This is a genomic window from Aeromonas sp. QDB39 (assembly GCF_027707585.1).
In the GTDB taxonomy this organism is placed as follows: Bacteria; Pseudomonadota; Gammaproteobacteria; order Enterobacterales; family Aeromonadaceae; genus Aeromonas; species Aeromonas hydrophila.
Map to the genome: position 1 here is coordinate 59,501 of NZ_JAPCIV010000010.1, position 12,723 is coordinate 72,223.

General features: G+C 63.9%; 12 protein-coding genes. 3 read left to right on the forward strand and 9 right to left on the reverse strand.

Going from position 1 to position 12,723, the window contains the following annotated elements:
* Positions 1-9: 9 nt before the first annotated feature.
* Genes PG899_RS07580 through PG899_RS07590 form a run of 3 tightly spaced genes read left to right on the forward strand, consistent with a single transcriptional unit; the run spans position 10 to position 2,794 of the window.
* Positions 10-624, forward strand: a complete 615-nt coding sequence (locus PG899_RS07580) for a glutathione S-transferase family protein (RefSeq protein ID WP_077096021.1) — start codon at positions 10-12, stop codon at positions 622-624.
* Complete coding sequence (locus PG899_RS07585; RefSeq protein ID WP_077096020.1) at positions 624-2,240, forward strand: GNAT family N-acetyltransferase; 1,617 nt, start codon at positions 624-626, stop codon at positions 2,238-2,240. The genes PG899_RS07580 and PG899_RS07585 overlap by 1 nt, the downstream gene beginning before the upstream one ends.
* Positions 2,241-2,272: 32 nt before the next feature.
* Positions 2,273-2,794 carry a GNAT family N-acetyltransferase gene (locus PG899_RS07590; RefSeq protein ID WP_077096019.1) on the forward strand — a complete coding sequence of 174 codons (522 nt, stop codon included), beginning with the start codon at positions 2,273-2,275 and terminating at the stop codon, positions 2,792-2,794.
* Between the two features lie 59 nt (positions 2,795-2,853).
* Here PG899_RS07590 and PG899_RS07595 read toward each other — a convergent pair whose 3' ends face one another.
* The 9 genes from PG899_RS07595 to uhpT all read right to left on the reverse strand — a co-directional run bounded on the left by PG899_RS07595 (position 2,854) and on the right by uhpT (position 12,337).
* Complete coding sequence (locus PG899_RS07595) at positions 2,854-3,984, reverse strand: ribosomal protein uL16 3-hydroxylase (protein ID WP_016350075.1); 1,131 nt, start codon at positions 3,982-3,984, stop codon at positions 2,854-2,856.
* A gap of 165 nt (positions 3,985-4,149) precedes the next feature.
* Positions 4,150-5,520 carry an adenylosuccinate lyase gene (purB, locus tag PG899_RS07600; RefSeq protein WP_077096018.1) on the reverse strand — a complete coding sequence of 457 codons (1,371 nt, stop codon included), beginning with the start codon at positions 5,518-5,520 and terminating at the stop codon, positions 4,150-4,152.
* A gap of 127 nt (positions 5,521-5,647) precedes the next feature.
* A complete protein-coding gene (gene hflD, locus PG899_RS07605) occupies positions 5,648-6,262 on the reverse strand; it encodes a high frequency lysogenization protein HflD (RefSeq protein WP_005334622.1) in 615 nt (204 codons plus the stop codon).
* A 289-nt stretch (positions 6,263-6,551) separates the two neighbouring features.
* On the reverse strand, positions 6,552-7,658 hold the full coding sequence (gene mnmA, locus PG899_RS07610) for a tRNA 2-thiouridine(34) synthase MnmA (RefSeq protein ID WP_139749851.1): 1,107 nt from the start codon (positions 7,656-7,658) through the stop codon (positions 6,552-6,554).
* A gap of 303 nt (positions 7,659-7,961) precedes the next feature.
* A complete protein-coding gene (locus PG899_RS07615; protein WP_077096047.1) occupies positions 7,962-8,429 on the reverse strand; it encodes an NUDIX hydrolase in 468 nt (155 codons plus the stop codon).
* A gap of 96 nt (positions 8,430-8,525) precedes the next feature.
* Positions 8,526-9,467, reverse strand: a complete 942-nt coding sequence (gene rluE / locus PG899_RS07620; RefSeq protein WP_252410977.1) for a 23S rRNA pseudouridine(2457) synthase RluE — start codon at positions 9,465-9,467, stop codon at positions 8,526-8,528.
* Positions 9,468-9,544: 77 nt separating this feature from the next.
* Positions 9,545-10,312, reverse strand: a complete 768-nt coding sequence (locus PG899_RS07625) for a PTS sugar transporter subunit IIA (RefSeq protein ID WP_077097143.1) — start codon at positions 10,310-10,312, stop codon at positions 9,545-9,547.
* The gene (locus PG899_RS07630; RefSeq protein ID WP_041217721.1) at positions 10,313-10,618 is read right to left on the reverse strand and encodes a PTS fructose transporter subunit IIB; all 306 of its coding nucleotides are present in this window, start codon (positions 10,616-10,618) and stop codon (positions 10,313-10,315) included.
* Positions 10,619-10,930: 312 nt separating this feature from the next.
* Complete coding sequence (gene uhpT, locus PG899_RS07635; RefSeq protein WP_076361246.1) at positions 10,931-12,337, reverse strand: hexose-6-phosphate:phosphate antiporter; 1,407 nt, start codon at positions 12,335-12,337, stop codon at positions 10,931-10,933.
* Positions 12,338-12,723: the final 386 nt, after the last annotated feature.

Here is a 12,723-nt window from a genome sequence, read left to right on the forward strand (position 1 = left end):
GGAGTCTGTATGCGTCTGTATGGCGATCTGAAGTCCGGCAACTGTTACAAGCCCTGGTTGCTGGCCCGCTGGCTTGAACTGCCCCTCGACTGGGTGCCGGTGGATGTGCTGGCGGGGGAGACCCGTACCCCCGATTTTCTGGCCATCAACCCCAACGGCAAGATCCCGGTGCTGGAGCTGGCCCACGGCGATACCCTGGCGGAATCCAACGCCATCCTCTTCTATCTGGCGCAGGGCTCGCCCCTGTGGCCGACCGAGCCGCGCCAGCAGGCCGAGGTGCTCAAGTGGCTGTTCTTCGAGCAGTACAGCCATGAGCCCTATATCGCGGTGGCCCGTTTCATCGTGCACTATCTGGGGCGGCCGGAGTCTCAGGAGGCGCGCCTCGACGGGCTCAAAGCAGGCGGCGAAAAGGCGCTGGCGGTGCTGGAGCAGCAGCTCAAGCAGAGTCCCTACCTGTGCGGTGATTCTCCGACCATCGCCGACATCGCGCTTTACGCTTACACCCATGTGGCGGAGGAGGGGATTTTCTCGCTGCAGGGCTGGCCGGCCATTCGCGACTGGATCGCCCGCCTCGAGGCGCATCCCCGCCACCTGAGCCTGCCGGCTGCCTGTCAGGCCGGCTGATGGAGCTGCTGATCGAGCGGGCCTTGTGGCAGCCCCACTGGGCACCGGTGCTGCAGGCCTGGCAACGGCAGGGCGGTCGCTGGCTGTTGCTGCAGAGCAAGGTCGATGAGCGTTTGCCGAGCGACACCGGTGGACTCTGGTCCAGTTGTCCGCCCGATGGCGTGCGTTCGGCCAGCGCGCTGCTGGCCACCTGGCTGGATGGTGACTTGCCTGCCCAGCCCGCGAGGGATCCGAGCCGCCAGATCCTCATCAGCGGCTCGGCCTCCCTGCTGACCCTGGCCCAGGAGGAGGGGCTGTTGACGCTGGGGCCACAGGGCGCCGATCTGACGCTGACGGCGCAAGACGATCTGGGCGCCGTGCTCAACCGTCTGCTGGCCCGCCGCCTGACGGTGCCGGTGCTGGTCGAGCCCGCCTCGCCATCGGGGCCTGCCCTGCAACTGCGTCCTTTGTTGGCGCAGGACGAAACCGACGCGGTGCGTTATTGCAGCGATGCGGCGCTCGCCCGCTACACCCTCAACATCCCCCATCCCTACCCGCCGGAGGCTGCCCGTGACTGGTTGGCCGGCTGCTGGCGCAAGGCGGCGCTCGGGCTGGGCTGGAGCTGGGCGCTGACCCTGCCGGCGGGGGAGGGCCAGGCGCCGCTGGTGGGGGTGATCTCGCTGCACTGGAATGGCGAGCTGGCCTGGTGGGTAGGCGTGCCCTGGCAAAATCGCGGGCTGGCGACCCGGGCCTCCCGGCTGGTCAAGGCCTTTGCGTTTGACCGGCTGCAACTGCCGGTGCTGACCGCCCGCCATATGCCAGGCAATCTGGCCTCCGGCCGGGTGATGGCCAAGCTTGGCATGCGCTATTGCGGTCGGCGTGAGCTGAGTGGTCAGCCGCCGTGCGAGGTGAGCTACTGGCTGCTGGAGCGAAGCCAGACGCTCGCGGCCCCGCTGACACGGCAGTTGGCCCCTCTGCTGGCCGACGAACGGGTGGTGGCGGCCATCCTGCAAGCGGGCGGTGAGGAGGATGAACCGAGGCGGCTGGCCCTCTTTCTGGCACAGCCGGAGCCAGAAAGCGGACTGGTTGTCGAAACCCTACCCGAGCAGGAGGACGACGGGCCGCTGGCGCTGGAGTATCACGATCAGGCGATGCTGGCGCAGGCTGAGCCGGACCAACTCTATCTGTACCGGGGGTTGCTGCTCAAGGACCGTGACGAGCAGGGGTTAGCTTATCTGCAGCAGCTGGCCAGCCTGCAGCGCCAGGGGCCGGCACCGCTCACGCTGGCGGAGCGGCGTCAGCGGCTCGGCTGGCTGGGCACCTTGGCCCGCCGGGCCAGCGGCGAGAACACACAGGGGGATGGCGTCAGTCGCCGTTATCACCAGCTCTGGCTGCTGGTGGAGTTGCCTGCCCTCATCGACGAGCTGGCCGGATGCTGGCATCGCGGGCCAGACCAGACTTTGAGCTGGCTGGAGCAGGGGGATGCCGAGCTGCTTGCGGCCTATCGGGCGGCCATCACCACCCTGCAATCGAGCGATCTGCAAACCGTGCTGCGGCTGCTGGCCGTGCGGTTTCCTGAGTTCACCCTCCCATTTCTCGACAAAGGTGCTCAGGGCGGCGGTCAGTTTGTGGAATAATGCCCGCTCTGCTGTACGAGGAGTAACGCTGTATGCTGAGAACCGAGCGCCCCGGCGACATGCTGCCGGTCTATGACCTGGTGAGCGCCGCCTTTGGCCGTTCCGACGAGGCCGAACTGGTCAACCGCCTGCGCGAATGTGGTGCCGCCGTGGTGACCATGCTCGAGGAGGAGGAGTACGAGTTCATGGGGCACCTGATGCTGAGCCCGATCACCATTAACGGCATGGAAGGGCCCTGGCTCGGTCTTGCACCCGTGGCGGTCCATCCCGATTGGCAGGGGCAGGGCATAGGGTCGGATCTGGTGCGCGAGGGGCTGGATACGGCGCTGGAGATGGACTGGAAGGCGGTGGTGGTGCTGGGTGACCCGACCTATTACAGCCGCTTCGGTTTTCGCCCCGCCAGCGAGTTCGGCCTGCACTGCATCTACGAGGTGCCCGCCGACTGCTTCATGGCGATGGAGCTGCAAGAAGGCGGCCTGACCGGGATGCAGGGCGAAGTGCTTTACCACCCGTTGTTTGACGAGCTGCCTGACGAAGCGCCGCTCGAGGCATGAATGGTCTATATCTGTGAAAAAGGCGCCCTCGGGCGCCTTTTTTATCTCTGTCCGTCAGCTCAGCTGAAGAACCAGTAGCCGCGGTTGACCAGCCGGGTCAGCAGTTGCAGGAAGCCGGCCTGATCGGCAAGCTCCACCATGTCGGCCTGGGTGACCATGTCCTTGTCACACAAGAGCGAAATGGCGGCGGCATCCTCGCTTGGCAGCGTCCAGGCTTCGCCATCGATATAGCACTGCTGGCTCTCGCCGCTGAACCAGACGGTGCGCAGGCCCGGCACCTTGATGGCGGGCTCGCCCTGGGTCAGCAGGTCGGCCACTTCCTCGGCGCTGTAGTCCGGCTCCACCGGATTGACGTCCAGATCGTGCTTGGCCTCGGAGATCATGGTGCCGAACCACTCCTTGAACAGGGTCTCGTCATCGAGGGCCTGCTGCATCAGCTCGCGCAGACGGTGCAGCTCGTGGGGCTGGATCTCGCCGTGACGGGCGCGGGGCTTGAGGTCGGCATCGCCGTAACGCTCGGTGCGCACCTCGTTGTCGATCAGGTGATCGGCAAAGGAGGAGATAAGCGCCTTGGCATCCGGCGCGCGGAAGCCCACCGAGAAGTTCAGGGACGGCTCGATGGCGTAGCCCTCGTGGGGGAATCCAGGTGGGATGTAGAGGATATCGCCCGGCTCCATGATGACGTCGATGATCGCCTCGAACGGCTCGCAGTGCAGCAGGGCCGCGTGGGCGGCGAACTCGTTCAAGGGTTTAGCATCGCCGACGCGCCAGTGGCGTTTGCCCTGGCCCTGGGTGATGAACACATCGTAGTTGTCGATGTGGGGACCGACCCCGCCGTGAGGGGTGGAGAAGCTCACCATCACATCGTCAAAACGCCAGCCGGGGATGAACTGGAACGGCACTGCCAGCTCATTGACCTCGGGGGCCCAGTGGTTGCAGGCCTGCACCAGCACGGTCCAGTTCTCTTCACCCAGGTGATCGTAGGATTCGAAGGGGCCGTGAGCTGCCTCCCACTTGTTGTTGAAGCGGGTGACGAGGCGCGATTCAATCACCTCTTCCATGGCCAGACCCGCCAGCTCGTCCGGGCTGATGGGATCCTGAAAGTCGGTGAAGCCGCCCTTGATGAGCAGTGGGCGCTTCTGCCAGTAGTGCTCGAGGAAGTGAGCGATATCCAGATTGAGTTGGTACATAGATCTTCTCGTCAAAGGGTTCGACAAAGGTCAAGAGAGGTCTTGCCGGAGGCGGTGGCTGGCCTCGGGCAAGACCTCTTGCAAAGGGTGTATAGGGTGCCACATAAAATAACCGGGGCCCTGTTGCAGATCATGCACAGGGCCCCGGTGGTGTCACTTATTCGCTTATTTCAGCAGATCGACCAGACGCTGGGCGTCGCCGATGTAGTTGGCCGGGGTCAGCTTCTTCAGCTCGACCTTGACGGCTTCCGGCAACGCCAGGGTGTCAATAAAGGTACGCATCCCTTCGGCATCGACGCGGCGGCCACGGGTCAGCTCTTTGAGCTTCTCGTAGGGCTTCTCGATGCCGTAACGGCGCATCACGGTCTGGATCGGCTCGGCCAGCACTTCCCAGTTGGCATCCAGATCGGCAGCCATGGCTGCGTCGTTGGCTTCCAGCTTGGAGATGCCCTTGAGGGTCGCCTGATAGGCAATCAGGGAGTAGCCCACCGCTACACCCAGGTTGCGCAGCACGGTCGAGTCGGTCAAGTCACGCTGCCAGCGGGAGATGGGCAGCTTGGAGGCCAGATGCTGGAACACGGCGTTGGCCAGACCCAGATTGCCTTCGGAGTTCTCGAAGTCGATGGGGTTGACCTTGTGCGGCATGGTGGAGGAGCCGATTTCGCCGGCGATGGTGCGCTGCTTGAAGTGGCCCAGGGAGATGTAACCCCACACGTCGCGATCGAAGTCGATCAGGATGGTGTTGAAGCGGGCCATGGCGTCGAACAGCTCGGCGATGTAGTCGTGCGGCTCGATCTGGGTGGTGTAGGGGTTCCAGGAAAGGCCGAGGGAGGTGACGAACTCCTCGGAGAACTGGTGCCAGTCAACATCCGGGTAGGCGCTGATGTGGGCGTTGTAGTTGCCGACCGCGCCGTTGATCTTGCCGAGGATCTCTACCGCCATGATCTGCTTGTACTGGCGCTCCAGCCGGTAGGCGACGTTGGCCATCTCCTTGCCCATGGTGCTCGGGGTCGCCGGCTGACCGTGGGTACGGGACAGCAGCGGCATGTCGCGGTACTCATGAGCCAGACGCTTGAGTTCGGAAATCAGCTTCTCGCAGTAAGGCTTGATGACCTCTTCGCGGGCGGTTTTCAGCATCAGGCCGTGGGAGTTGTTGTTGATGTCTTCCGAGGTGCAGGCGAAGTGGATGAACTCGCTGACAGCTGCCAGCTCCGGGTTCACTTCGACTTTTTCTTTCAGGAAGTACTCCACCGCTTTCACATCATGGTTGGTGGTGCGCTCGATCTGTTTGATGCGGGCGGCATCCTGCTCGTTGAAGTTGCTGACGATGTCGTCGAGCAGGGCACTGGCGGCCGCGCTCAGGGCAGGGACTTCCGGGATCCCGGCGTGGCTGGCCAGTTTTTGCAACCAGCGCACCTCGACTTCGACGCGAAAACGCAGCAGGCCGAATTCGGAGAAGATAGGGCGCAGGGCATCGGCCTTGTCGCCATAACGACCGTCAATCGGGGAAACAGCAGTCAGCGCGGACAGCTCCATGGGGTGAACTCCTGATGATTGGTGTGGGGGATCCGTATCCACTCGCGCGTGGCCCAGGGTGTCAGCAAGGGGGATGTGCGGCTGCCCGCCTTGCTGTCGTCCCTCGGCCCGCGCGCGAGCCGATTATTTAGTAACGTTTGGCCAGCTCCACCATCTTCTTGCGAGCGAAGATGATCTGGGTGCGGCTGCCGCCGAGCTGACGCCACAGCACGCAGGCCCGGATGCCGGCCAGCAGCAGGGCGCGCACCTTGTGCTGCACCAGCGGTTGCTGCAGGAACAGCGGGGTACCCGCCACCTGAATGCGCGGCCCGATGGGGCTGATGAGGTCGCTGTAGATGCTCGCCATGTTGGCCAGGATCTGCTCGTCGAGCAGATCGAAGTGCTGTTGCTGGCGGCCAATCTGGCTGATCCGCTCACCCAGCATGTTGAGGATGTCCTTGCGCTTGGCCAGCTTGCGCTCCAGCGCGATCAGGCTCACCACGTAGCGGGTCAGCTCGGCATTCTTCTGGCTGCCGTCGGCGCCCAGCTGCTCGACCAGCGCGCGGTAGCCGTCGCGAATGGCCAGATGGGTGTTGTTGAACACCTCGAGCGGCTGGCTCGGGTTGGTCACCAGAATGCTGGAGAGGCTCTCGCGCAGGGCCGCTTCGTCGCAGCTGCCGTCACGGGCCACCTTCTGCACCAGATAGGCGGCCTGGCAGATGCCGGCAAAGGCCATGGTTCTGTCTTGGAATTTGTCGCTCATATCTTCGCGGCCTTGTTCTGTTCATTCACTGGCAGATATCCGCTGCAGGCCATGATCCGGCCTTGGAATTTGTCGCTCATATCTTCACAGCCCTGTTCTGTTCATTCACCGGCCGATGCCATGATCCGGCCTGGAAGTTGCCAATCATGTATCGCTGCCTTGTGCTGTTTTGTCTTTGTCCCTTCTCCCGCGAGGGGAGAAGGGAGTACAGCGCGAACGCTCGTGAGCGCCCCAGCTCCCGCGAGGGGAGAAGGGAGTACAGCGCGAACGCTCGTGAGCGCCCCAGCCCTTAGACCGGATGGCTGAAACGTTGTTCGATGATGCCGCCGCCCAGACACACTTCCCCGTCGTAGAAGACGGCGGACTGACCCGGGGTGACCGCAGCTTGCTTCTCGTCGAAGATGACCCGGATGGTCTCGTCGTCGATGGGCTGGATCAGGCAGGGGATATCTTCCTGCCGATAGCGGGTCTTGACGGTGCAGCGGCGCGGCGCGCGAATGGGGGTGCGATCCACCCAGTGCAGCTGGCTCGCGATCAGGCCATCGGAGTAGAGACGGGGATGCTCGCCCTGCGCCACCACCAGCACGTTGCGCTCCACCTCTTTGTCGACCACGTACCAGGCCTCTTCGGTGGCGTCTTTGCGCCCGCCGATGCCAAGCCCCTTGCGCTGGCCCAGGGTGTGATACATCAGCCCCTGATGCTCGCCGATCACCTTGCCGTCCACGGTTTCGATGGGGCCGGGCTGGGCGGGCAGGAACTTGGCCAGGAAGTCCTTGAATTTGCGCTCACCGATAAAGCAGATGCCGGTGGAGTCTTTCTTCTTGGCGGTGATGAGATCCAGCTGCTCGGCGATGCGGCGCACCTCCGGCTTCTCCAGATCCCCGACCGGGAACAGGCTCTGACCCACCTGAGCTTCGCTCAAGGTGTAGAGGAAGTAGCTCTGATCCTTGTTGGTATCCAGACCGCGCAGCAGGCGCGGGCGGCCTGTGCTGTCGTCACGGCGCACATAGTGGCCGGTGGCGATGTAGGTGGCCCCCAGCTCTTCGGCGGCAAACTCCAGGAACGCCTTGAACTTGATCTCCTTGTTGCACAGGATATCCGGGTTCGGCGTACGGCCGGCCTTGTACTCTTCGAGGAAGTGCTCGAACACGTTGTCCCAGTACTCGGCGGCGAAGTTGATGGTGTGGAGTTTCATCCCCAGCTTGTCGCAGACGGCCTTGGCATCAGCCAAATCCTGGGCGGCAGAGCAGTACTCGTCCGTGTCGTCTTCTTCCCAGTTCTTCATGAACAAGCCTTCGACCTGATAGCCCTGCTGCTGGAGCAGGTAGGCCGAGACGGAAGAATCCACGCCGCCGGACATGCCGACGATCACCTTGATTTGGCTGTTGTCTGTCATTAGTCGAAGTTACCAGTTCGTTTAAACGGGGCGTATTCTACCAGAATTTCGCGCCCCCGGTCACATATCCATGCCGCCGTTCCCATCAGGAACCCGGCAGCAGGAAATCGTTTTTCTATTTGTCGGCGCCATGATGAAAAAGTGGCGCCAAACGGTCCCGCATAGCCTGTTCACGATCTGTCACGAGAGGCCGTCAGCAAGGTAAAGAGCAGCGCAGGAACCGGAGCGTATAGATATACGTGAGGATTCCGAGCAGCACATGAGCCTTGATCACGGTCTCGCAGTAAGAGCGTGGGCAGGCTCTCAGATGAAGGCCTTGAGGGCCGACAGCGGCAAGCGGGTGCCGGCCAGGTAGTCCTGAATGCACTGCCACACCAGAGGGCTGCGCAGGGCTTGTTTGCACTCGGCGATCTCCGCCAGGGTGAGCCAGTGGCAGGCCAGCACGTCGCCGTCAGGATCCTCTGGATGGTGCTGACCCGGCGCCTTTTCAAGGTCGAAGATGACGGCGGTACGCACAAAGGTGGCCTCGCTGTCCGCCGGCTTGTAGAGATAGACTCCGAGCCAGCCGGTGGGGGCGGCGGTGAGCCCGGTCTCTTCCTTCAGCTCGCGGCAGGCCGCCTGGATGAGATCTTCCCCCGGCTCCACATGGCCGGCGGGCTGGTTGAAGCGGCGCTGGCCCTTGATCTCCTCTTCCACCAGCAGGAAGCGGCCCTGCCAGTGTACCAGGGCGGCCACGGTGAGGCGGGTGGGCAGCGGTGGGTGATCGCTCATAGGGACTCCTTGTCTGGTTGGCTGTGCCCCCGGTGGGGCGCTCGCTTCAAGTGTGCTGTTCAGGTGACGACACGCAGGCCAAATGGCTTACGCGTGTTATTCCGACGGCTTGCTACGGGCCGGGCGACGGGCGGTGGTGCGCCCGCCGCTGCGATGGCCGGGGCGCGGCTCGGCTTCGCGGTTGCCCCGCCCTTGGCCGGGTGCCTGCTCTTGGCCCTGATGCAGGGGGCGGCGAGCCGCTCGCGGTGCGTTGTGGCTGCCTGTCCCTTGCGGCCTGGCGGATGCCCGTGCTTTCCCTTGCGTGGTAGTTGGCCGAGGGGCCGGTGCCAGCTCGGGGGCGGGCAGGGCGCGGCTCTCCCCCGGTGCCAGCGCGTCGAGGGTCCAGTCGCCGATGGCGTAGCGGATAAGGCGCAAGGTGGGGTGGCCGATGTGGGCGGTCATCCGCCGCACCTGGCGGTTGCGCCCCTCCACTATCTTGATCTCCAGCCAGCAGGTGGGGATCTCCTTGCGCTCGCGAATGGGCGGGTTGCGTGGCCACACGGCAGGTTCCTCCATGATGCGCGCCCCGGCGGGCAGGGTCATGCCGTCGTTGAGTTCCACTCCGGCGCGCAGGGCAGCCAGTTTCTCCTCGCTTGGCACTCCTTCCACCTGCACCCAGTAAGTCTTGGGGGTCTTCTCTCCCGGCTGGGTGAGGCGCGCCTGCAGCTTGCCGTCGTTGGTGAGCAGCAACAGCCCCTCGCTGTCCCGGTCGAGCCGGCCCGCGGCATAGATACCGGGCTCGGTGATGTAATCCTTGAGGGTCTCGCGGCCCGCCTCGTCGGTGAACTGACAGAGCACCATGTAGGGCTTGTTCAACAGCAGCAGCTTGCGATCGGCCGGGGCGGGGGCCGGTTTGCGCTCGCCCTCCTTGTCTCTCATGGCGTGCTGCGCCTCCCGGCGTTGGGATGGGCGCGTCATGGCGGGCCCTTTGGCCTTGTGCTCGGTGTCAGGGCGGGGGGAGAGGGAGAGACGGGGGCGGGTTGATTTCATCGCATGCATACCAAAAACAGGGGAAGGGCGAGTGTACCACAGGGGGCTGTCGCGGGCATGAACGACGGGGACGGGAGGCCAGCTGCTCAGCCGAGCAGGCCGTCGATGACGATGGCCTGACGGGCGGGGGCGGAGCCGGCGTGCAGCAATGCGGTGCCCACCTGCTCGTCCATCAGTGCGCGGGCCAGCCGGGTGAGGGGGCGCAACTGCTCGGGAGCCAGACCGGTGGGCACTGCCAGCAAAATCAGGGTCTGCACCGGCCCGAGTGCGGAGCCCCACTCGATGGGCTCGCTGCTGCTGAGCAGCGAGAGCGCGGGTCGACGGATGGCGGGGCAGATGACGTGGGGCATGGCGAGCCCGGGCCGGATGATGGTGGCGGCCAGTTGCTCGCGCGCGGCGATGGCCTGCTCCAGCGCTGGCCTGTCGCTTATCAGCGCGGCGGGCAGCAGATCCACCAGCACCGCCAATGCCTGGCCCTTGTCGAGGGGCGCCGTGGCATGGCCAAGTTGAGCCAGGGTGAAGCAATAGTCGGGCAGCGCCTGGCCCAGGCGCTGCTCGGCCAGGGTGGCACTGCCGGGGCGCCCCAGCGGCTGGCCTAGCTCCACGCACCAGCAGGTGAAGGCCATGTGGGCCAGCTCGGCATCTAGCCCCTCGATCAGCAGCAGACAGAGATCGCCGGGCTGGGTGGCCAGGGTGAGCAGGGAGAGCTGGTTGGTCGCCTCTACCGCCTGATGGCGGGTGACGTTGATGAACTGGATATGGGACTTGAACAGCCCGGCCAGCCGGCTCAACTGCTTGGCCTGGGTGATGGTGAGCCCCAGCCGGCAGTGAAAGGAGATCTCGCGGATCAGCATTCAGACGCCGGGGGCGGCGGCCTTGAGCACGGCCACCGCATCGAGCAGCACCGCCTCCAGCGCGACCTGGTGGATGGGACAGCCGAGGAAGCGATCTTTTTGCTCAATCTCGATATCGGAGGCGATCAGCACCAGATCGGCGCCTGCGATGTCGCGGGCGGTGAGGATGTTCTCCAGCCCCATGGCCCCCTGGGTTTCGACCTTGATCTTGAGCCCCAGCTTGTCGGCGGCTTTTTGCAGCGCCTCGGCGGCCATGTAGGTGTGGGCGATGCCGGTGGGGCAGGCGGTGACGGCGAGGATCTTCATGGGCTCTCACGGCAAGTTTGGGTGGGGCAACAAGATAGCGCCAAGGGGCGGCCTTGCCAAAGGGGCGGAGGCAAAAATGGGATCCCGACTGCGCTCTGTTGAAGGGATGGGCAAGGGGTGAGCGCTTTTGTGGCCCCAAAAGGGACAAGTGGGGAAAAGAGAGGATAAAAAACGGCCCGCCAGAGGGCGGGCCGAATGCTCACTACGGAGTGAAACCGTGCTGCCGGGCAGTGACTGCCCGGTCTGCTTGGGCGGATGCCGGGGCTCAGACGGACTGGGTGGCCAGGGTGGCAGCTTTGAGCTCGCGCTGGTTCAGACGGACTGGGTGGCCAAGGTAGCTGCTTTCAGTTCACGCTTGATGCGGCGGATCTTGCGCTCTTCGGCGACCGCGACGCAGGCCATCAGCACCAGACAGGCGGCGGCGGCCATGTCCAGCGCGGCGAAGGTGCCGGTCCAGCCGGTCAGGCCGAAGATAGGGGTGCCGTCGGCAATCATGCCCAGACCCAGCTTGGCGAAGCTGTCACCGATGAGGTAGGCGAAGGTGCCCTTGACGCCATCGGCCACGCTGATGCCCTGCTTGGGTACGAAGCCCACGGCGGCCACGCCGATCAGCAGTTGCGGACCGAACACCAGGAAGCCAAGCAGGAACAGGGATCCCAGGAACATGAACTGGGTGGTGGCGTGCTGGTAGAGCCCCAAGGTGGCGATGATCAGCGCCAGCGCGATACAGGCCACCAGACCACGGCGACCGTTGGCCAGATCCGAGAGGTAACCCCACATCAGGGTACCGACCAGAGCGCCCACTTCGAAGAAGGTAAAGCCCTGGATGGCTACTTCCTTGGAGAAACCGAGCTCCTGGTGGGCATAGACGGTGGACCACTGGTCGATACCGATGCGCACCACGTAGAGGAAGATGTTGGCAAAGCAGAGCAGCCAGATCACCTTGTTCATCAGCACGTACTTGACGAAGATCTGCCACTTGGTCAGCTGCTGCTCTTCGGTGGCGATATCTTCTTCGCTGGCCACTTCGTCAAACAGCTCTTCCACCTTGCCCAGACCATAGGCTTCCGGCGAATCGCTACCAAAGCGCAGGCCGATGAAGCCGACGATCAGCGCGATGATGGAGGGGAAGATGAACATGCCGAGCACGTTGCCATCGAACAGGTAGTTGGCACCGAACAGCGCCACCCCGGCCGCACCGGCCCCGCCCACGTTGTGGGAGAGGTTCCACATGCCGAGGTAGGTGCCGCGCTTGTTGCGGGGCGTCCACTTGGTGATGGTGGAGTAGCTGCAGGAGCCGCCACAGCTCTGGAAGAAACCGCTGGCCGCGTAGAAGAAGATCATCAGGTAGAGGCTGAAACCCGTGCCGCCCATGCTGGCACTGAAGCCCAGCATGCAGAGGGAGGAGAGGATCAGCATCAGCGGCAGGAACTGCTTGGTGTTCTTGCCATCGGCATAGTAGGAGACGATGGTCTTGCCCACCCCGTAGGTGATGGAGAAGCCAAGGCCGATCATGCCGAGCTCGGTCATGGAGAGACCGTACTCCTGGATCATGTCGTTCTGCGCAATGTTGAAGTTCTTGCGGATCAGATACATGGTCAGGTAACCGATGAACACAACCAGATAGGATTGCATAAACGGTTTGAACCAGAGCTTGCGCCGGGCTTCGACCGGCAGGTTCAGGGTGGGGACCCGGACCTGTTCGAGCAGTTTAAACATCTTCGTTCATCCTCTGCGAGATAGACGCTGTTTCCGCCGCGTTCCTCCCTTTTTGATTGGAGTTGGAGGTCACGCCACGGAAAGAACAACAGGAAGCGGGCGCGGTGCGCGGCGAGCCCCTGTCGATTGAACCCATGCCCGTCCCTTGCGCCGTGGCGCGGGTCGGGTAACGACATCAGGTAGCGTGACTTTAATGAGGCGCGCTGCAAATGGCGTGAGAGCCATCCCTAGGGGGGGTAGGAAAATTTCCTAGTTTGGCGGGATCCGGCCGCGAAGCGTGAAGAGGATCACAAGCCGGCGTCGTACAGCAGAGGTGGACGGGCTCTCTCGAACCCGACAAAAGAGGAGGCCACCCGCAGGTGGCCTCGTCCGGTTTGGTCGCTCCC

Bases quoted from the DNA above. Each gene is read 5' to 3' on its own strand.
- PG899_RS07580 (WP_077096021.1), top strand. From the start codon at position 10: ATGCGTCTGTATGGCGATCTGAAGTCCGGCAACTGTTACAAGCCCTGG.
- PG899_RS07585 (WP_077096020.1), top strand. From the start codon at position 624: ATGGAGCTGCTGATCGAGCGGGCCTTGTGGCAGCCCCACTGGGCACCG.
- PG899_RS07590 (WP_077096019.1), top strand. From the start codon at position 2,273: ATGCTGAGAACCGAGCGCCCCGGCGACATGCTGCCGGTCTATGACCTG.
- PG899_RS07595 (WP_016350075.1), bottom strand. From the start codon at position 3,984: ATGTACCAACTCAATCTGGATATCGCTCACTTCCTCGAGCACTACTGG.
- purB (WP_077096018.1), bottom strand. From the start codon at position 5,520: ATGGAGCTGTCCGCGCTGACTGCTGTTTCCCCGATTGACGGTCGTTAT.
- hflD (WP_005334622.1), bottom strand. From the start codon at position 6,262: ATGAGCGACAAATTCCAAGACAGAACCATGGCCTTTGCCGGCATCTGC.
- mnmA (WP_139749851.1), bottom strand. From the start codon at position 7,658: ATGACAGACAACAGCCAAATCAAGGTGATCGTCGGCATGTCCGGCGGC.
- PG899_RS07615 (WP_077096047.1), bottom strand. From the start codon at position 8,429: ATGAGCGATCACCCACCGCTGCCCACCCGCCTCACCGTGGCCGCCCTG.
- rluE (WP_252410977.1), bottom strand. From the start codon at position 9,467: ATGCATGCGATGAAATCAACCCGCCCCCGTCTCTCCCTCTCCCCCCGC.
- PG899_RS07625 (WP_077097143.1), bottom strand. From the start codon at position 10,312: ATGCTGATCCGCGAGATCTCCTTTCACTGCCGGCTGGGGCTCACCATC.
- PG899_RS07630 (WP_041217721.1), bottom strand. From the start codon at position 10,618: ATGAAGATCCTCGCCGTCACCGCCTGCCCCACCGGCATCGCCCACACC.
- uhpT (WP_076361246.1), bottom strand. From the start codon at position 12,337: ATGTTTAAACTGCTCGAACAGGTCCGGGTCCCCACCCTGAACCTGCCG.